General features: G+C 71.8%; 15 protein-coding genes. 8 read left to right on the top strand and 7 right to left on the bottom strand.

All coding sequences use genetic code 11. The features are described 5' to 3' along the window. Nucleotides 1-252 precede the first annotated feature (252 nt). Complete coding sequence (locus IF09_RS42190) at nucleotides 253-4,779, top strand: FG-GAP-like repeat-containing protein (RefSeq protein WP_051833392.1); 4,527 nt, start codon at nucleotides 253-255, stop codon at nucleotides 4,777-4,779. Nucleotides 4,780-4,844: 65 nt separating this feature from the next. Here IF09_RS42190 and IF09_RS0134115 read toward each other — a convergent pair whose 3' ends face one another. From IF09_RS0134115 to IF09_RS48110, 3 genes are all read right to left on the bottom strand, one after another. Next, nucleotides 4,845-5,555 (bottom strand): DNA polymerase beta superfamily protein, encoded by a 711-nt coding sequence (locus tag IF09_RS0134115; RefSeq protein WP_030302522.1) that lies wholly within the window; start codon nucleotides 5,553-5,555, stop codon nucleotides 4,845-4,847. Between the two features lie 28 nt (nucleotides 5,556-5,583). Then, a complete protein-coding gene (locus tag IF09_RS0134110) occupies nucleotides 5,584-6,054 on the bottom strand; it encodes a Rieske (2Fe-2S) protein (protein ID WP_030302520.1) in 471 nt (156 codons plus the stop codon). 95 nt (nucleotides 6,055-6,149) lie between these two features. Beyond that, nucleotides 6,150-6,581, bottom strand: a complete 432-nt coding sequence (locus IF09_RS48110) for a DUF952 domain-containing protein (protein ID WP_267882194.1) — start codon at nucleotides 6,579-6,581, stop codon at nucleotides 6,150-6,152. A gap of 116 nt (nucleotides 6,582-6,697) precedes the next feature. Here IF09_RS48110 and IF09_RS0134100 point away from each other — a divergent pair, with 116 nt between their 5' ends. The 4 genes from IF09_RS0134100 to der all read left to right on the top strand — a co-directional run bounded on the left by IF09_RS0134100 (nucleotide 6,698) and on the right by der (nucleotide 10,808). Then, on the top strand, nucleotides 6,698-7,786 hold the full coding sequence (locus IF09_RS0134100; RefSeq protein WP_030302517.1) for a prephenate dehydrogenase: 1,089 nt from the start codon (nucleotides 6,698-6,700) through the stop codon (nucleotides 7,784-7,786). A gap of 116 nt (nucleotides 7,787-7,902) precedes the next feature. Beyond that, nucleotides 7,903-8,628 (top strand): (d)CMP kinase, encoded by a 726-nt coding sequence (cmk, locus tag IF09_RS0134095; RefSeq protein ID WP_030302516.1) that lies wholly within the window; start codon nucleotides 7,903-7,905, stop codon nucleotides 8,626-8,628. Beyond that, the gene (locus IF09_RS0134090) at nucleotides 8,556-9,272 is read left to right on the top strand and encodes a lysophospholipid acyltransferase family protein (RefSeq protein WP_078613624.1); all 717 of its coding nucleotides are present in this window, start codon (nucleotides 8,556-8,558) and stop codon (nucleotides 9,270-9,272) included. The genes cmk and IF09_RS0134090 overlap by 73 nt, the downstream gene beginning before the upstream one ends. Nucleotides 9,273-9,347: 75 nt before the next feature. Then, the gene (der, locus tag IF09_RS0134085) at nucleotides 9,348-10,808 is read left to right on the top strand and encodes a ribosome biogenesis GTPase Der (protein WP_030302512.1); all 1,461 of its coding nucleotides are present in this window, start codon (nucleotides 9,348-9,350) and stop codon (nucleotides 10,806-10,808) included. A gap of 19 nt (nucleotides 10,809-10,827) precedes the next feature. Here the strand turns inward: der and IF09_RS0134080 are convergent, their stop codons facing one another. Then, the gene (locus IF09_RS0134080; RefSeq protein WP_234321252.1) at nucleotides 10,828-11,301 is read right to left on the bottom strand and encodes a hypothetical protein; all 474 of its coding nucleotides are present in this window, start codon (nucleotides 11,299-11,301) and stop codon (nucleotides 10,828-10,830) included. A 196-nt stretch (nucleotides 11,302-11,497) separates the two neighbouring features. Beyond that, nucleotides 11,498-12,307 carry a hypothetical protein gene (locus IF09_RS0134075; RefSeq protein WP_030302508.1) on the bottom strand — a complete coding sequence of 270 codons (810 nt, stop codon included), beginning with the start codon at nucleotides 12,305-12,307 and terminating at the stop codon, nucleotides 11,498-11,500. A gap of 298 nt (nucleotides 12,308-12,605) precedes the next feature. Here IF09_RS0134075 and IF09_RS47600 point away from each other — a divergent pair, with 298 nt between their 5' ends. Together IF09_RS47600 and IF09_RS0134065 are read left to right on the top strand one after the other, a co-directional pair. Next, the gene (locus IF09_RS47600) at nucleotides 12,606-13,424 is read left to right on the top strand and encodes a transglycosylase family protein (protein WP_078613622.1); all 819 of its coding nucleotides are present in this window, start codon (nucleotides 12,606-12,608) and stop codon (nucleotides 13,422-13,424) included. A 62-nt stretch (nucleotides 13,425-13,486) separates the two neighbouring features. Continuing rightward, nucleotides 13,487-14,452 carry a helix-turn-helix transcriptional regulator gene (locus IF09_RS0134065; protein ID WP_030302504.1) on the top strand — a complete coding sequence of 322 codons (966 nt, stop codon included), beginning with the start codon at nucleotides 13,487-13,489 and terminating at the stop codon, nucleotides 14,450-14,452. 378 nt (nucleotides 14,453-14,830) lie between these two features. Here the strand turns inward: IF09_RS0134065 and IF09_RS0134060 are convergent, their stop codons facing one another. Together IF09_RS0134060 and IF09_RS0134055 are read right to left on the bottom strand one after the other, a co-directional pair. Then, nucleotides 14,831-15,919, bottom strand: coding sequence for a phosphatase PAP2 family protein (locus tag IF09_RS0134060; RefSeq protein WP_030302503.1), 1,089 nt, complete (start codon nucleotides 15,917-15,919; stop codon nucleotides 14,831-14,833). Between the two features lie 261 nt (nucleotides 15,920-16,180). Further along, a complete protein-coding gene (locus tag IF09_RS0134055; protein ID WP_030302501.1) occupies nucleotides 16,181-17,296 on the bottom strand; it encodes a glycosyltransferase family 39 protein in 1,116 nt (371 codons plus the stop codon). Nucleotides 17,297-17,613: 317 nt separating this feature from the next. On the opposite strand from IF09_RS0134055, the gene IF09_RS0134050 reads away from it, so the two are divergent. Next, nucleotides 17,614-19,269 (top strand): MFS transporter, encoded by a 1,656-nt coding sequence (locus IF09_RS0134050; RefSeq protein WP_030302499.1) that lies wholly within the window; start codon nucleotides 17,614-17,616, stop codon nucleotides 19,267-19,269. Nucleotides 19,270-19,293: the final 24 nt, after the last annotated feature.

The following is a 19,293-nucleotide window of genomic DNA, read 5'->3' as shown; positions in this document are numbered from 1 at the left end:
GCGGTGAAGTCGCAGGTGGGGTGCGTGGCGTGGTTGGTGTGCCGGTAGAGTCGCGCCCGGTATCAGGCAAGTGTCAAATGGTGGGGAGTTTGCGTGTTGGAGGGGAGACCTCTTTGGGGTCGACGAGATATGCGTTTTATTTTGGCCGGTATCTCTCTTTCTCTTGTGGGGGGAATGGCTGCGACGGGATTGGTTGTCCTGGCTCCGACTGCAGCTGTCGCAGCGTCGGCCGATCCCGTCGCCGATGGTTCGATGAGTGCCGAGGACTTCGCTCTGAAGAAGGCGAAGGAGACCGGGCAGCCCTACGAACTGGTGAAGGCGCGGACGCAGTCTTCGGACACGTGGGCCATGCCCACCGGCAAGTGGTCCGTGAAGCGGTACGGAACTCCGGTGCGCGTGCGGCGCGGCGGTGCCTGGGTGGCGACCGACCCGACGCTGCAGTTCACGGCTAACGGGACCGTCGCCTCGAAGGCGGTCGCCGGTTCGGTGACGTTCTCGGGCGGCGGTACCGGGCCGTTCCTGTCGGGCGTGAAGGACGGCCGGACGTTCTCGCTGACGTGGCCGAAGGCCTTGCCGAAGCCCACGCTGGCCGGGAACGTGGCCACGTACGCGAACGTGCTGCCGGATGTGGACCTCCAGCTGAAGGCCGAGGTCGAGGGGTTCTCACAGCTGCTGATCGTGAAGACGGCCGCTGCCGCCAAGCACCCGGATCTCGCGACGCTGAAGTTCAAGCTCGACACGGTGGGCCTCAACGTCTCCACGGACGGGACGACCGGGCTGATCAAGGCGGTCAACCCTGCCGGACAGGACGTGTTCACCGCGTCCACGCCGATGATGTGGGACTCCACGACCACCGCCGGTTCGGCCTCCGTGGCCAAGACCACGGCGTCGCGTGCGCTGGTGGCCGCGGAGGGTACCCCGCCGGCGCCGTCGGATGTGTTCGTGCCGCCGTCCGGGGCCAAGGACGCCCAGATGCCCACGACGGTGTCGGGCGGGACCCTGGAGATCAAGCCGGACCAGGCGCTGCTGACCGGTGCGGCCACCAAGTACCCGGTGTTCATCGACCCCTCGGTCGCCTGGAGCGAGCACCACAACTGGGCCTGGGCCTACCGCAGCTGGCCGAACAACTCCTACTGGAACACCAAGCAGGACGTCCGAGTCGGCTACGAGAGCGAGACGAACGGGCTGTCGCGCTCGTTCTTCGAGCTCGACACCGCCAACCTCAAGGGCGCGAAGGTCACCAAGTCCACGTTCCGGATCAAGGAGACGTGGTCCTGGTCGTGCACGCCGACACCTGTGGAGCTGTGGAGCACCGACCCCATCTCCTCCTCGACCACGTGGAACAACCAGCCCAAGCAGGGCCGCAAGCTCGACACCGTGAACGCGGCCAAGGGCCGCAACGAATGTGGGGCCGGAAACCTCGAGTTCGACGCGACCAGCCTCGTTCAGGAGTCCGCGGCCAACGGCTGGCCCGCTGTCACGCTCGGCCTGTACGCGCCGGACGAGCGTGACGTGTACCAGTGGAAGCGGTTCGACCCCAAGACGATCACGCTGGAGACGGTCTACAACAACCCTCCCGGCACACCGTCGGGTCTGGGAACGTCTCCCGGGACCTCATGCACCGACGGGGGCGTCGTCGGCAATGCACGGATGAGCCTGTACGCGAAGGTCGACGATGCGGACGGAGGCAACCTCGAGGCGGAGTTCCAGCTCTTCAAGGAGGGCCAGGCAGCCCCGGTGGTGACCCAGTCCCTGGCGGCGAACAAGGGACAGGTCGTGACCTGGTCCGTTGTCGATGGTGCCCTGCCCACGGGCAGCTACACCTGGAAGGTGCGTGCCAAGGACCAGGACGGAGCGTCCTCCGGCTGGTCCGCCACTTGTAAGTTCGAGGTGGACCGAGACCGGCCGAGTCAGCCGCCGACAGTCAGTTCCGTGCAGTTCCCCGACGGCAGGGCGGGCTGGCCCGCCACGACCGGCAAGGCGCGCAGCGAGGGTACCTTCACCTTCGGCGCCAACGGCGTGAAGGATGCGAAGGAGATCTGGTACTACACCGACTCCGAGCCGCGACTGAAGTCGGTGGCACCCGGTGCGAATGCGTCCATCACCCCACCTGGGGCCGGACCCCACTTCGTCTACGCCTACACCGTGGACAAGGCGGGTAACCGCTCCGATACCGCCACGTACCAGTACTACGCGTCTCGTTCCGCCATTTCAGACGGTCCGAGTGACCTCAACGGTGACGGATTCCGCGACATCTGGTCCATTGATACAAAGGGCCAGCTGTCCACCTATGCGGGGCAAGGCAACGGCAAGTTCACCGCGGAGCCTGGCGGCAAGACGGACCTCTCGGGCGCCCAGATCGCCTCTCAGGGGGACTGGGACGGTGACGGCTACAACGACCTCGTCGCTCTCCAGTACGTCGCTTCCGAGAGCCGGAAGGTGCTCTCGACCTTCCACAACACGGGCCAGGGCGTGCTCGGCGATGGCTCCGGCGTGACACTCAACGCCGTGGAGAGCCGTAACGATCACTGGTACAACGCCGAGCAGATCGCCGCTCCAGGTGACATCGACGGTGACGGCAGTCCCGACCTCTTGATCCGGCAGGGCAATCAGCTCTGGGCCCACTACGGCACTGTCTACAGCACGCTTGACGGCGAGAAGGATCCCGTACTCGTGGGCAACGGTGACTGGGACAAGTTCACCGTCATCACCCCCGGTGACCTCAACGGAGACACCGTTCCCGACTTGTGGTTGCGTGACAACACCACCGGCGAAGTGTTCCGAGCCTACGGAAGCAAGGGTCCCGACGGGAACCTCGACCCCACTGCCTGGGGCAATGCAGCAAGTCGCGTGAAGATCGCCTCTGGATTCACCGAGGCTGCCTACCCGACCCTCGGGTCGGTCGGCGACGTCACCGGCGACCGCCTGCCCGACCTCTGGGCGCGCAAGCCCGACAACAAGGTCGTGGCCTGGTCTGCCAAGCAGCCCGGAGCCGACGGGCAGTCCTTCGGCGCCGAGATCATCGTCGACAACCGGTTGGCGCACGTGCCGACGGCCGCCAACGAGGTCGGCAACAGCGTCGACCGGGTCCGCTGGGCGGACTTCGACGGCGACGGGAAGCTGGACTACACGGTCATCGCCGACAACGGCGACGTGTCCGTGCAGGTCAACAACGGCGGCGAGAACGCGGGCGGCTGGAAGTTGCTGGGCCTGGTCATGCTCGGGAAGACCAACGACCGCTCGCGGGTCCGCCTCGCCGACTTCGACGGCGACGGCAAGGCCGATTACCAGCTCATCAACCCCAACGGATCGCTCACCGTCCACCTCAACAAGGGCGGCAGCGCTGACGGCCGAAGCGGCTGGAAGGACCTCGGCCAGGTCTTCGCCGGCCAGACCACGGATCCCACCAAGGTCCGCCTTGCCGACTTCGACGGTGACGGCAAGTCCGACTACCTCCTCTACGACGCTGTCGGCGCGGTCTTCGTCCACCTCAACAGGGGTGGCGACGCAACGGGCGGCTGGCAGAACCTGGGCAAGGTCACGGGCGGAGCCACCATCGACCGTGCCCACGTGCGCTGGGCGGACTTCGACGGCGACGGCAAGGCTGACTACCACTTGATCCAGGACAACGGGGCCGTCGAGGTCTCCCTCAACAAGGGCGGTGACGGAGCCGGCGGCTGGCAGAACCTCGGTCAGGTCAGCACCGGCTTCACCGCCAACCACCAGCTCGTCCAGTTCGGTGCCTTCAACGGAGACGCCAACGCCGACTACATCCTTGCCGGGCCCAACGACAGCGCCAACGTCCACGCTTGGAACGGCGGCGACAAGGCCAGCGCCAACGGCTGGATCCCTCTCGGCAACGTGATGGCGGGTATCGACGCCCACCCGGCTCCCAGTGGTGCGTTCTTCCATTCGATCAGGGCGGCGAGCGGCGGCTGGGCCCCCTTCAGCCCGCTGAACGGAGTGGGCGGGGCCGGCTACTTCCAGGGACGGGAGCAGGCCATCACCTCGACTCCGGACGGTTCGGTGCAGGTACTGGGCACCGGCCTCGACGGAAAGCTCTACCACCGTGCCCGCTTCACCAATGGCTTCTGGAGTAGCTGGGAGGCCCTCCGGGGGACTGGCGGCAGTTCCACCTGGGGTTCGCAAGCCGAGGCCATCGCGGGTATGCCGAACGGTGACGCACAGATCATGTCTGTCGGAACTGACGGACGGATCTATCACAACGCCCGTTTCAACGACGGGAGGTGGCAGGGCTGGAACGTCGCCTCGACCTGGAGCGCCAAGGCGATCGCCGCGACAGCCATGCCGAACGGCGACATGCAGGTCGTGATCATCGGACTCGACGGCAAGCTCTATCACAACGCCCGCTATGCCAACGGAAACTGGCAGGGCTGGAACGGGCTCGGCGGCCCCCAGGGTGGTCCCTACTTCGCTGCCTCATCGGTGGCGATCGCGGGCATGCCGAACGGCTCCGCCCAGTTCGTAGCGGTCCGCAGCGACGGTGTCCTCTACCACGACATCCGTCACGTGGACGGCAACTGGCAAGGTTGGAGCCCGATCGGAGAGGTGAACAACGCCACCAGTGTGGCCATCACCGGTATGTCCACGGGTGATGCGCAACTGGTCGCTGTGGCCCCCGATGGCATCACGTACCACAATGCCCGATACTCCAGTGGGTATTGGCAGGGTTGGGTGGTACCCGGATACATCGCTCAGAGGGCAGGGATCGCCGGCACCGGCAACGGGGATGCGCACGTCCTCGTCAGCCACCGCTGACCTCTCTCCATCACCCGACCGGCCCGGACTGCTCGCAGTCCGGGCCGGTCGGTCGTTGCGGTCGGCTACGCAGAGGCGCCGGCCCGGCGGGTGCGGACGAGGAAGTCCTCCACCCGGGCCAGGTCCGGGGCTTCGGGGAGAGGGGTCGTGGCAAGGGCCGTCTCCGACTCCGCCGTCAGGCGGGTCATCCAGGTGTCGACCTCGGGCCAGGTGAGTTCGCCGCGTTTGACCGCCAGGAGGCGGTCGCGGTGCTCGGTGGCGTCGATCGTCAGGCGGCCCGTGCGCAGGAGGTCGCGGCAGGACAGGAGCAGGCGCAGCAGGTGCATGGCGTGCTTCCAGCGCGGGGCGCCGTGGATGCGGACGTCCGCGACGAGTTTGGCGTGCTGGGACGCCGCGTACCGGGTGAAGGTGGTGTGGGCCCGGCGGGAGAGGAAGGCCTCCCGGAGGGAGAGGAGTTCCTCGCCCACCGCGGTCAGCCGTTCCACCAGCGGGGAGTGCAGGCACTCCAGGATGTTCGGGTTGGCGCGCAGGGCGAGTTCGCAGAAGCGTTCCAGCTCCCAGGAGAACTCCTCCTCCCGCGGTCCCTCCACATGCGTCGGCGGCTTCTCGAAGCGCCAGAAGAGGGGGGTCGGGGCCAGGTAGACGCCGCGCCGGTCGGTGTCGCTCGCCTCCGTGGCCAGGCCGAACGCCCGGGAGCCCATGACGCACGCGTAGACCGTGTGGTCGCGCACCAGGGTGAGGTCCGGGGTTTCCGCGGGCGTCGACTGCTCGTTCATCCGGGGAGCGTAGGCGGGCGTGGCTGCGCTACGCGAGCGAGATATTGCCGTCCGGGGCCACCGTGATCTTCTTCTCCGCCAGGGGGCGGGTGGCCGGGCCGTGGGCCACGGCGCCGTTCGTGATCTCGAACTTGCTGCCGTGGCAGGGGCAGTCGATGGTGCCGGCCTCCACCTTGTTCACGAGGCAGCCCTGGTGCGTGCACACCGCCGTGAAGCAGCGGAAGGACCCGGCCGAGGGCTGGGTGACGACCAGCTTCTCCTCCTTGAGGACCGTGCCGCCGCCCACCGGTACGGCCGAGGACTTGAGCAGGGGCTTGCCGCCGGCCGTTTCCGACGAGGGGGAGGGGGACTGCGCCGCCTGCGGAGTGGAGGCGGCGCCCGGCTCGCTCTTCGGGTTCTTGTCCTCGCCGCCGCACGCGGTGAGCGTGCCGCCGGCCAGCGCGGCGACGGCACCTGCCGCCAGTACGGTGCGGCGGGTGGTCGGCGTGGGGTCGCTCATGGGGTTGCTCCTCGATCCGTCCGGGATGGGGGGATGGCGAGCAGCATCCTGGCGCCTCCCGGGCCGCAGGAGAAGCCCCCGCGCCGACGACCCCCCTAGGGCCCCCACGGGGTCAGTTCCGCCGGGCCGCCCGGCGTGCGGACGACCTCCCAGACGCGGACCACGGCCGCCCGGTCCAGGGGGCCGTGGACGTGCGGGTAGCGGCCGCCGGATTCACCCTCGCGGCGGACCTCCGACGTCAGGGCCCGTTCGTCGAGCTCGACGGCCAGCAGCGGGCCCGGTACCTCGCGGTAGTGCGCGTCCGCGATCTCGAGCACCGTCGGGCGGTCCGCCGAGCAGTGCACGAAGCCCTCAGCCGCAGCCGCAGCCGCAGCCGCAGCCGCAGCCGCAGCCGCAGCCGCAGCCGCAGCCGCAGCCGCAGCCGCAGCCGCAGCCGCAGCCGCAGCCGCCGCTCCCCGTACCAAGTGGCGGCTCGCAGCGGAGTGGGCGACATTGATCGTGCACCGAGGGCCCGGCCGCCGTCCCACATGACGGGCTGCCGGGCCCTCGTGCCGCGTGCGCTGGCTACCCTGGCCCTGACGTGCCGTTAGGCACCCCTACTCGGTACCCGCCCGTATCCGTATCCCATTTCTGGAGCGCCCCCGTGAGAACCGCCGTCGTCATCGGAACCGGACTGATCGGCACCTCCGCGGCGCTCGCCCTGGCCGCCCGCGGCATCACCGTCCACCTCGCCGACCATGATCCGGCCCAGGCCCGTACGGCCGCCGCGCTCGGCGCCGGCAGCGACGAGGCCCCCGACGGCCAGGTCGACCTCGCGATCGTCGCCGTACCGCCGGCCCACGTGGCCGCGACCCTGGCCGAGGCGATCGGCCGCGGCGTGGCCCGCGCGTACGTGGACGTGGCCAGCGTCAAGGGCGGGCCGCGCCGGGAGCTGGCGGCCCTCGGCGTGGACGTCACCGCGTACATCGGGACCCACCCGATGGCCGGCAAGGAGCAGTCGGGGCCTCTGGCCGCGACGGCCGACCTCTTCGAGGGCCGGCCCTGGGTGCTGACCCCGACCCGGGACACCGACCACGAGGTGCTCAACCTGGCCCTCGAGCTGGTGGCCCTGTGCAAGGCCGTACCGGTGGTCATGGACGCCGACGCGCACGACCGGGCGGTGGCGCTGGTCTCGCACACCCCGCAGCTGGTGTCCAGCATGGTCGCGGCGCGCCTCGAGGAGGCCGACGAGACGGCGGTACGGCTGTGCGGGCAGGGGATCCGGGACGTGACGCGGATCGCCGCGTCGGATCCGCGGATGTGGGTGGAGATCCTCTCGGCGAACCCGGGGCCGGTGGCCGACGTCCTCGCCGGGATCGCGTCCGACCTGGAGGCGACGGTCGACGCGCTGCGCGGGCTCCAGTCCGCGGACGTCGAGAAGCGCCGCGGCGGCGCGGCCGGCATCGAGGACGTGCTGAAGCGGGGCAACGCGGGCCGGGTCCGGGTGCCGGGCAAGCACGGCGCGGCGCCCATCGCGTACGAGACGGTCGCCGTCCTGATCAGCGACCAGCCGGGTGAGCTCGCGCGGATCTTCGCCGACGCCGGGCGGGCCGGGGTCAACATCGAGGACGTTCGGATCGAGCACGCCACGGGCCAGCAGGCCGGTCTCGTACAGCTGATGGTCGACCCGAGGGCGGCCGCCACCCTGACCGCGGAGCTGCGCGAACGGGGCTGGGCCCTGCGCCAGCAGTAGTCCCGTGGGCCTCCTCCCCGGTACTGGGCGGCGCCGGTGCCGGGGGCCGGTAACCTTGGTGAGGGGCGCTTTGGCGCGCCCGGACACGTACGCGCAACCAGGAAGGTGCCCGCACCGTGGAAACCGCAGCTCCGTCCGCCGTGATCGTCGCCATCGACGGTCCCTCCGGCACGGGCAAGTCCAGCACCTCCAAGGCCGTGGCCGCCAAGCTCGGGCTGCGCTACCTGGACACCGGTGCCCAGTACCGGGCCATCACCTGGTGGATGATCACCAACGGGATCGACACCGACGACCCGCACGCCATCGCCGTGGCCGCCGGCAAGCCCGGCATCGTCTCCGGTACGGACCCGGCCGCGCCGACCATCACGGTCGACGGCCTGGACGCCTCCGGCCCGATCCGCACGCAGGAGGTCACCTCCAAGGTCAGCGCCGTCAGCGCCGTCCCCGAGGTGCGCATCCTGATCACCGAGCTCCAGCGCTCCATCGCGGCCTCGGCCGAGGGCGGGATCGTCGTCGAGGGGCGGGACATCGGCACCACCGTCCTGCCCGACGCCGACCTCAAGATCTTCCTGACCGCCTCCCCCGAGGCCCGCGCCGCACGCCGCAGCGGTGAGCTGCGCGGCAAGGACGCCACGGACCTCGCGGCCACCAGGGAAGCCCTGATCAAGCGCGACGCCGCCGACTCGGGCCGCAAGACCTCTCCGCTGGCCAAGGCCGACGACGCCGTCGAGGTCGACACCACCGAGCTCACGCTCGACCAGGTGATCGAATGCGTCGTGACCCTCGTCGTAGAGCGGCAGAGCCGAGACGCAGACACAGAGAAGCGGGCGGGGCGCAAGTGAGCGAAACGCCCTCCCCCAAGGGTGCGGCGCTCGGCCGGCGGATCGGCATCGGCCTCATGTACGGGCTGTGGAAGCCGCGCGTACTGGGCGCCTGGCGCGTGCCGGCCTCGGGCCCCGTCATCCTTGCCGTGAACCACGCGCACAACATCGACGGGCCCATGGTCATGGGCACCGCCCCGCGGCCGCTGCACTTCCTCATCAAGAAGGAGGCGTACGTCGGCCCGCTCGGCCCGTTCCTGGACGGGATCGGCCAGGTCAAGGTCGACCGTACGGGCGCGGACCGGGGCGCGATCAGCAAGGCGCTCGCGGTGCTCGACAACGGCGGGGCCCTGGGGATCTTCCCCGAGGGCACCCGCGGCGAGGGCGACTTCGCCTCGCTGCGCGCCGGGCTCGCGTACTTCGCGGTCCGCAGCGGCGCGCCCGTCGTGCCCGTGGCCGTGCTGGGGAGCACCGAGCGCCAAGGGCGGCTGGTCCGCGGACTGCCGCCGTTCAAGAGCCGGGTCGACGTCGTCTTCGGCTCCGCCTTCGACGCGGGCGACGGCACCGGCCGCCGCACCAGAACGGCCCTGGACGAGGCCACCGCACGCATCCAGAGCAGGCTGACCACCCACCTGGCCGACGCCAAGCGCCTCACCGGGCGCTGAGCGAGACTTGACCCAGTAGTGGTCCCGCGCTGCGCGGGCACCACCGACCACCACGAACGACGAGGAACGGACTTCATGAACGACCAGCACGACCACGGAGCGCTCGGCGATGCCGAGTACGCGGAGTTCATGGAGCTCGCCGCGGAGGAAGGCTTCGACGTAGACGACGTCGAGGGCGCGATCGCGGAGGCCGGCCACGGGCCGCTGCCCGTGCTCGCCGTCGTCGGCCGCCCGAACGTCGGCAAGTCGACCCTGGTGAACCGCATCATCGGCCGCCGCGAGGCCGTCGTCGAGGACAAGCCGGGCGTCACCCGCGACCGCGTCACGTACGAGGCCGAGTGGGCCGGCCGCCGGTTCAAGGTCGTCGACACCGGCGGCTGGGAGCAGGACGTCCTCGGTATCGACGCCGCCGTCGCCGCCCAGGCCGAGTACGCCATCGAGACCGCCGACGCGGTCGTCTTCGTCGTCGACGCCAAGGTCGGCGCCACCGACAGCGACGAGGCCGTCGTCAAGCTGCTGCGCCGGGCCGGCAAGCCCGTCGTCCTGTGCGCGAACAAGGTCGACGGCCAGAGCGGCGAGTCCGACGCGGCCTCCCTGTGGTCCCTGGGCCTCGGCCAGCCGCACCCGGTCTCCTCGCTGCACGGCCGCGGTACGGGCGACATGCTCGACGCCGTCCTCGAGGCCCTGCCCGAGGCGCCCGAGCAGACCTTCGGCGGCGCCCCGGTGGGCGGGCCCCGGCGCATCGCGCTCATCGGGCGCCCGAACGTCGGCAAGTCCTCGCTGCTCAACAAGGTTGCGAAGGAGGATCGGGTCGTCGTCAACGAGCTGGCCGGCACCACCCGCGACCCGGTCGACGAGCTGATCGAGCTCGGCGGCGTCACCTGGAAGTTCGTGGACACCGCGGGCATCCGCAAGAAGGTGCACCTCCAGCAGGGCGCCGACTACTACGCCTCCCTGCGCACGGCCGCCGCCGTCGAGAAGGCGGAGGTCGCGGTCATCCTGATCGACACCACCGAGACGATCAGCGTCCAGGACCAGCGCATCATCACGATGGCCGTCGACGCCGGCCGCGCGATCGTCATCGCGTACAACAAGTGGGACGAGCTCGACGAGGAGCGCCGCTACTACCTCGAGCGCGAGATCGAGACCGAGATGCAGCAGGTCGCCTGGGCGCCCCGCGTCAACGTCTCGGCGCTCACCGGCCGTCACATGGAGAAGCTGGTCCCGGCGATCGAGACGGCCCTCGCGGGCTGGGAGACGCGCGTCCCGACCGGCCGGCTGAACGCCTTCCTCGGCGAGGTCGTCGCGGCCCACCCGCACCCGATCCGCGGCGGCAAGCAGCCCCGCATCCTGTTCGGCACCCAGGCGGGGAGCAAGCCGCCGCGGTTCGTCCTCTTCGCCTCCGGCTTCCTGGAGCACGGCTACCGGCGCTTCATCGAGCGCCGCCTGCGCGAGGAGTTCGGCTTCGAGGGGACGCCGATCCACATCTCCGTGCGCGTGCGCGAGAAGCGCGGCGCGCAGTACAAGAAGAAGTAGCAGCGGCAGTGGTCCGGGGTCAGTAGCCCCGGCGCGGAGCGGGCGGCAGGGCCGCCGGGATGTGGTGCATCCCGGTCTGGTGCTGCCGCCCGCCGCCGTATGCGGAGCCGGTGCCGGAGGAGCCGGCGTGGTCGCCGCCGTCGGCCGCGGAGGACCCGGCGTACGCGTACGAGGGCTGTGGCGCCGGGGCGTACGCGGCCGGCCACGGGTCCGTCTGCCATGCGGAACCGTACGAGCCGCTCCCGTACGCGGAGCCGCTGCCGCTCCCGCCGGAGGTGGCGCCGTACGTGCCGCTGCCGGCGCCGTAGGCCGAGCTGCCTCCCCCCGCGTACGCGCCGCCGTACGAGAACGCCGTGAACCCGAGGTCCTCCTCGCCCGTGCGGTCGCCCGGCAGGGCCCGGAAGGCACGCAGGTACTCCGAGTACAGCGTGTCGTAGATCGGGGTGTGCGAGAGGGCGGCCGGAGCGCTGTCCCGGCCCCTTGCGTGGCGCATCGGGGAGACGGTGCTCGCGGGGGCAGGGGCGCGGGAGGGGTCGTATGAATGCACGTATCAGCCAACGAACCCGGGGCCCTGCGGATGCGGGGGAGGGGACAGAAAACGCAGATGGCCGGTGGGGCGTCCCCACCGGCACACGGCTGCGCCGCCCCTGGTGGGAGGGGCGGCGCAGCCGTTGGATCCCTGCCGGGCGTCAGGCGCCGGGGGTGCCTGCCAGCGGCATCGAGGCCGCCACGAGCTTGCCGCCGGCGGCGGCCTTGTCGAGCGCGTCGCGGAGCAGGTCCTCGCGGGGCTGCTGGCCGATGGAGCCGACCGGGGCGGCGTAGATGAGGACGCGCTGGGTCTTGTTGACGGCGGCCCGCCAGCCGTCGGTGACCGACAGCGGCTGGTGCGCCTGCCACCAGGCGACCTGGCCGCCGCCCTCGGCGCCGGGCTGGAGCACGGCGTGCAGCAGGCCCGCGGCGAGCAGCACCGACCAGCCGGCGAGCGGGGAGGGCAGCTCGGCGGTGTCGGTGACCGGGATGAACCCCTGCTCGATGAGCAGCGGCAGGAAGTCGTCGCCGGGGCCGGTGGTGCCGGGGCGGGCGATCGGCGCGGTCGGCTCGACGACGAGGGCGGGGTGCAGTTCGCCGCCGATCAGGACGAGGCCGCTGGTGATGCCGAGGACGGCCTGGCCGCCGGGCACGTTCTGCGGTGCGGCCTCGGCGGATCCGCCGCCGGCGGGGCTGTCGCCGGTGATGCTGCGGACCGCGCCCTGCAGTTGTTCCTCGGAGACGGTGACCACCTGCGAGGGGATGCAGCCGGCGTGGGCGAACGCGAGGACGGCCGTCTCCTCGCCGACGAACAGCACCGTGCTGGTGCGGTCGGTCTCGGGGTCCCCGGGAGTGCGGCAGGAGGTGCAGTCGTAGCTGCGCGGTGCGTCGTCGCCGGTGAGCAGCCTCTCGGCTTCTTCGTCACCGATCTCGGCACGTACCTCATCACTGACGTCGAGCATGCGGGGCACGGGCTGGCTCCTCGGACTAGGCGAGCGGGGGCCGGGCGGTTCCCGGCTCGCCGGGCTCAACGGCCGAGCGGCGGCCGGGGTCACGCCGTTGGAGGGAACGGAATCGAACCTGGCCCCCGGAGGGGTGAACGGTCGGACCGGGGCTTTGTTTACATGCCAACTGTTGTCTGGGTGTGCGCAGTTGATGGCCGCTCCTGGCCGTTTCGGGAGGGGCGGCGGATCGGCCGTCCGGGTGGGGTGCGAGACGGGCCGCGTGGCGGGCCCGGGCGGGCGGCGCGGTGCTGCGTAGCGTGACGCGATGCCCGACCTCCGGATCCGGCGGGCCGCTTCCGCGGCCGCTGCCGCCGCCGCGCTGGCTCTCGTCCTCGTACTCCCGTCGAGGGCCGGCGCGGCCCCGCCGCCCCCCGCACCCGGGCCTGCGGGGGCGGCTCACCCCGGCTCGCCAGGGACCATCGGGAACGGGCCGGGGGACTGCGGGCCGGGCGGGCAATGGCCCTGGGACTGCGTGGCCGACTGCGAGAGCAGCGGGCGCTGGGCGGTCAACACCGGCAACGGCTTCTACGGGGGCCTGCAGTTCTGGCAGCCGACGTGGGAGGAGTACGGGGGGCTGGTGTTCGCGGCGCGGGCCGATCTGGCGAGCCGGGAGCAGCAGATCCGGGTCGCGGAGGACGTGCTGGGGGACCAGGGGTGGGACGCGTGGCCGGTGTGCTCGAAGCGGTACGGGCTGGCGGGCCGGATGCACGTGGTCCGCACCGGGGACACGCTGGACGGGATCGCCCGGCGGTACCGGGTGAAGGGTGGGTGGAAGGCGCTGTACGAGGCGAACCGGGCGGTGATCGGGCCCAAGCCCAAGGCGCTGGTGGTCGGCACGCTGCTGGCGTTGCCGCCATCGCCCCCGGCGGCTCCGGTCCCGGTCCCGGTCCCGGTCCCGGCCCCGACGCCGGCCCCGACGCCGGTTCCGACGGCTCCGGCCGCTCCGGTCCCGGCTTCGGTCGCGAAGCCGTCGGCGGCACCGAAGCCACCGGCCGCTGCGGCGGCCGAGCCCGCCGCCCCCACTCCGGCACCGGCCCCCGTCCCGACGCGTACGCCGGCTCCCGCGGCCGTCCCCGCTCCCTGACGGGGTTTCGGCCCGCGGGGGGCGATTCGGAAGGCGGCCGGGCTTTCGGCAGACTGCTCGGCATGCTGGAGACCTCCGCACGACTGCTGCGCCTGCTGTCCCTGTTGCAGGCCCACCGCGAATGGACCGGCGCCGATCTCGCGGAGCGCCTCGGCGTGACCCCGAGGACGGTGCGGCGCGATGTGGACCGGCTCCGGGAGCTCGGCTACCCGGTGAACGCCAGCCCCGGCACCGGCGGCGGCTACCAGCTGGGCGCCGGTGCCGAGCTGCCGCCGCTGCTGCTCGACGACGACGAGGCCGTCGCCGTCGCGGTGGGCCTGCGGACGGCCGCGGGGAACGGCGTCGAGGGGATCGGGGAGGCCTCCGTACGGGCGCTCGCCAAGCTCGAGCAGGTGCTGCCGGGGCGGCTGCGGCGGCGGGTGTCGGCGCTCAACGAGTTCACCGTGCCGATGCTCCGCGGGCCGGCCAGGGCCACCGTCGACCCGGCCGTGCTGACCGAGCTCGCCGCCGCGTGCCGGGACAGCGAGCGGCTGCGCTTCGGGTACCGCGACCACGAGGGCAACGTCAGCCGGCGCGTGGTGGAGCCGCACCGGCTGGTGTGCACCGAGCGGCGCTGGTACCTGGTCGCCTGGGACGTGGACCGGGAGGACTGGCGGACCTTCCGCGCCGACCGGATCGAGCCCAGACCGCCGCACGGACCGCGCTTCACCCCGCGCCCGGCACCCGCCGAGGACCTCGCCGCGTACGTGTCGCGCGGTGTGTCGCAGGCTGCGTACGCGGCCCGGGCGGTGCTGCGGCTGAAGATGCCGGCGGAGGCGGCGGCCCGGATCGTGGGGCCGAGCGACGGAGCGCTGGAGCCGGTCGACGCCGAGAGCTGCCTGCTGCGCACCGGGGCCGTCAACCTCGACGTACTCGTCATTCACGTCATGCTGCTCGGCTGTGAGTTCGAGGTGCTCGAGCCGCCGGAGCTGACGGACCGGATCAGAGCGGCCCGGGACCTTCTCGGGCGAGCCGTGGAGAAGATGTAAGGAAACCGAGGGGTGTTCACGTGGCCGCGCAGGGTGGACCTCGGCAATCCACGGGGAAATTCCGGGACACTCGGGCGAAATGCGAATCGGGATGTGCGGAGGACATCCCGCGTGCCGGAAAAAGAATGGCCCGCGCTCACTTCCGCGGTTGTCCGGATGAAGCCGGCCGCGTCAAAGAACTGTCGACATTCCGTGACACAAGCGTGACCCGGTACGGACGAACGTCCGGGCGCGGCGCTGACGTTCCGGTCATGTGTACGGCGCGGACCACCGGAATGGCCGAGGCGGGCCGGGTGATGACCCGGCCCGCCTCGGGCCCGTCGGGGCTGCGGGGTGAGGTGGTGCGTACCGTCCCGCGAAGTCCCTTGCGGGGGTGGCTCAGCCGCCGGCGGCCGGACGGGCCGCGGCCCGTGCCGCGGCGGCGGGCCGCTCGGTGTGCGCCGGGCGGCGGCTGCCGGCCGGCGTGACCGGGGTCCGCTCGGACCGGATCAGGTGCGGCCGGCCGGAGACGTGTGCGGCGGGCCGGGGCACCGGGGCGTGCGCCTGGCCGGAGGTCGCCTGCACGGTCGCGGGGGCGGTCGCCGGTGCGGCCGCGGCGGGCTCCGGCCGGCCGGTGGCCCCGGGGGTGAGCCGGAGCTGCCACTTGCCGCCCGCGGAGAGCATCGGGGTGAGCACGGTGGCGACCGGTACGGGCACGCTTCCGGTCTCCAGCCGGCGGCGCAGCCGCTCCCGCAGCGCGAAGACGCGGGCCTCGGCCCCGGCGATCAGCGGCTCGAACCAGGGCAGCGCCAGCATGATCAGCAGACCTGCGGACCAGCCGAGCAGCACGTCGCTGACCCAGTGGGTGCCCAGGTACACGGTGGTGGCGCCGACGCTCAGCGAGACGACCGCGGACACCACGGACAGCACCCGCCGGGTGACCGTCGTCGAGGCCAGGTAGGCCAGGATTCCCCAGGTCACAACGGCGTTGGCGGTGTGGCCGGAAGGAAATATATCGCCGCCGGCGAAGAGCTCGGCGGAGCCGATCTGCGTGGCGTAGTGCGGGCCGAGCCGGCCGAGGCCGAGCTTGACGGCGCCGACGGTGACGTTGAGCAGGAGCAGTGCCACGCCGAGGGTGATCAGCGGGCGGAGGGTGTGCTGCCGCCAGGAGCGCCAGCCGAGCCATGCGGCGACCATGACCGCGGTGGGTCCGCGCTGGCCCAGGACCACGAGGTAGTCGAGGAAGGCGTGCAGCTGCGGCCACTGCTCGTAGGGCCGGAAGAACATGACCTGCCAGTCGAGGCGGACGAGCCAGGACGTGGTCAGGACGGCCACCACGATCGCGAGGTAGAACGCGAGGGTCGATCCGAGGAGCACGACGCGGTGCCGGCTCATCTGCGGTGTCTGCAGATGAGCCGGTCGCTCTGGTTCCCGGTCCAGCCGGGCGAACACCCGCTCCAGACGGGTCAGGATTTGGTCGGTACGCACTCAATCGACGTTACCGCGCGCCGATGGGCGGCCCGGTCGAATCACGGGCTTTGTGATGACCATGTGATGTGGAGTTGGTCTCACGCGCGCCTTAATTCCTCGGATTTAGGCATTAGTTGGAGCCGCGTTGATCCATTGGCCTGGCCATTGTTTCGCACACTTAGCCGGGCTTTATCGGTGCCGCTCAATTACTTTGCTCAAAGATGGATCGGAATGATCCATTCCGTGATGCGGGACCTCCGGGAGCCCGCGCGCGGGCCCCTAGGGAGGTCCCGACCCGTTCAGCCAGAAGGCCCCGTACACCGCCGAGCCCAGCGCCACGGCGCCGAGCACCGCGAGCGCCCGCCCGGTCCGCCACCGGGCCAGCGCCACCGCCGCCGGCAGCAGCAGCGGGAACGCGGGCAGCAGCAGCCGGGGTTTGGAGCCGAAGTACCCCGACGCGCACAGCGCCAGCGCGACGACGATCCCGCAGTAGACGAGGAGCGGGGCCGGCTGGCGCTGCCGCAGGCACAGGGCGTACAGCCACAGCACGAGCACGACGCCCGCGATCAGCCCGGCCCCGGCGGGGAACGCGGGCGAGGCCAGCTTCGCCCCGATGAACCGGGCGAAGGCCCAGCCGCCGTCGAAGCCGTTGCCCCAGCCGCCCTGCACGTCCAGGTAGCCGAGCAGCCCGCCGCCGGTGCGCGCCCCGACCCACAGCACGTACGCGGCGGCCCCCATCGGGGCCAGCAGCATCCCGGCCGCCATCCGCCGGGACCGCTCTCCACGCCGATGGGCCAGTAGGGCCGCCACCCACACCGCCGCCACCACCGCGGCGCCGACCGGGCGGGTCAGCCCGGCCGCGGCCGCGAGCAGGCCGGCGGTCAGCCACCGGCCGCGCAGGGCCCCGTACAGCGCCCAGGCGGCCAGCGCCGTGAACAGCGACTCGCTGTACGCCATCGACTGGACGACGCCGACGGGCAGCGCGGCCCAGGCTCCGGCGGCGAACACCCCGGCCCGGCGGCCGTGCAGGAGGTCCGCGACCGCGAAGATCCCCCAGGCCGCCGCGAGCCCGGCCACCACCGAGACCACCAGGCCCGCGGAGCCGTACGACAGCCCGGTCGGCGCCGCGACCAGCCGCTCCAGCCAGGGCAGCAGCGGGAAGAACGCCAGGTTCGAGTGCACGTCCCCGTTCGGGAGGACCACCTCGTACCCGTACCCCTCGGCAGCGATGCGGGCGTACCAGAGCGAGTCCCAGCGCGCCGACAGCAGCGTGTGCGGACTGCTGCCGACGGCCGCGCCCCAGACCGCGAGCACGGCCAGCCCGAGGAGCCGGACCCCCGCGAAGGCGGCCAGGGCGGGCGCGGCCCGGCGAAATCCAAGATCTTCCACAGGCATGATTATCGGTGGCGCCGGCGCCTGCCGTCGGCGCAGAACCACAGGTCGTGACCGCGCGTGTACGCGGTGGGGGCACCTCCCGGCGGTGGACCCGGGGAGGAGGGGAGGGCAGGGTGATCCGAGTGGCGCACACCACACCGCGGGCTCCTCCGCTATGAGAGCTTGACCACGTGTCGGGCAAGCGAACTCGCGTACGCTGACCCTTCACTCGCCTGTCGATGCCGGACCCCGTAGGACGCCGCACAGTGCCCACCACGACCGTGGCTCCGCAAAGCGCTGGTCCGCCGAGTGCGAGCGACCATCTGGGAGGTACATCCATGTCGGGGACGAACGCGGCCGCCTTCCGGCTGCGGCTGCAGGCCGCCTCCGGCGGGACCAACCGCTGGCTCGTCCTCGCGGTCCTCTGCGTCAGCCTGGTCCTCGTCGCGCTCGACGCGACGATCCTGCACGTGGCCGTCCCCTCCGTCACCGAGGACCTGCGCCCGGGCTCGATCGAGCTCCTGTGGATCGTCGACGCCTACCCCCTGGTGTGCGCCGCCCTTCTGATCCTCTTCGGCACCCTCGGCGACCGGGTGGGCCGCCGCCGGATACTCCTGCTCGGATACGGGCTCTTCGGCGCGGCCTCCGCCCTGGCGGCCCTCGCCGACAACGCCCAGGTCCTGATCGCCGCCCGCGCCCTGCTCGGCGTCGGCGGCGCGATGATCATGCCCGCCACCCTGTCGATCCTGCGGCAGGTCTTCCCCGACCGGCGCGAGCGGGCCCTCGCCATCGGCATCTGGACCGCCGTCGCCGCCATCGGCGCGGCCAGCGGGCCCGTGCTCGGCGGCTTCCTCGTCCAGCACTTCTGGTGGGGCTCGGTCTTCCTGATCAACATCCCGCTGATGGCGCTCATCCTGCCGCTCGGGCGCTGGCTGCTGCCCGAGTCGAAGGGGTCCTGCGACGGGCCCTGGGACGTGCTCGGCGCGCTGATGGCCGCCGGCGGTGTGCTCGGCGTGGTCCTCGGGGTCAAGCGGATCGGCGCGGAGCGCCGGCTCCTCGACGCCGAGGCGCTGGTGCCGCTGGTGCTGGGCGCGCTGCTGCTGATCCTCTTCGTCCGGCGGCAGAAGCGGCGTACGCACCCGCTCATCGACATGCGGATGTTCTCGCGCGCCGCCTTCTCGACATCCGTCGGGTGCATCGTGCTCGCCATGCTGGCGCTGGTCGGTCTGGAGCTGATCGCGGTCCAGTACCTCCAGCTGGTGCTGCACCTCAGCCCGCTGGAGACCGGACTGCGGCTGCTGCCGCTCACCTTCGCCGCGATGGCCGCAGGCGCCACCGGGTCGTACACGCTGGCCCGGATCGGGCCGCGCACGATGGTGTCGCTCGGCTTCGTGCTGACGGCGTTCGCCGTGCTGCTGCTGACGTTCATGGGACAGCACGACCGGCCGGTGCTCCTCACCGTCGGGTTCGTCCTGCTCGGCTTCGGTCTGCAGACCACGCTGTTCGCGGCGTACGAGTCGATGCTGAGCGAGGCGCCCGCCGACAGGGCCGGCGGTGCGGCCTCCATAGGCGAGACCTCGTACCAGCTGGGCGCCGGTATGGGCATCGCGCTGCTCGGCAGTGTCATGAACGCGGCCTATGCGCCGGGGCTGGTGCACGTGCCGGGGGTCTCGGCCTCCGATGCGGCGGGGGCGGCGAATTCTCTGGGCGAGGCGTATCAGATCGCGGGGGCCCTCGGGGGCGCTGCGGGTGATGCGCTGTACGCGGCGGCGCGGCACTCGTTCGTGCACGGGCTGCACGTCACGCTCATGGTGAGTGCGGGGTTGCTGCTCGCGGGGGCCTTGATGGCGCTGAAGCTGCCGCGGGCCATGGAATGTGCGGAGCCGGCCGAGCCCGGCGCCGAGCCCGTACGGCTTCCATCCCAGGCGGGGCACGATGCCCAGCGCGTCTCCGCCCCGGCGGCGGACCGCGACCGGGCCGTCCGCCCGGCCTGACGCCGCCCCCTCCGCTGCGCGGGG

Source organism: Streptomyces katrae (genome assembly GCF_000717655.1).
Lineage (GTDB): Bacteria > Actinomycetota > Actinomycetes > Streptomycetales > Streptomycetaceae > Streptomyces > Streptomyces katrae_B.
Note: the sequence above shows the minus strand (reverse complement) of the source record. Positions and strands in the feature narration are given on the sequence as shown.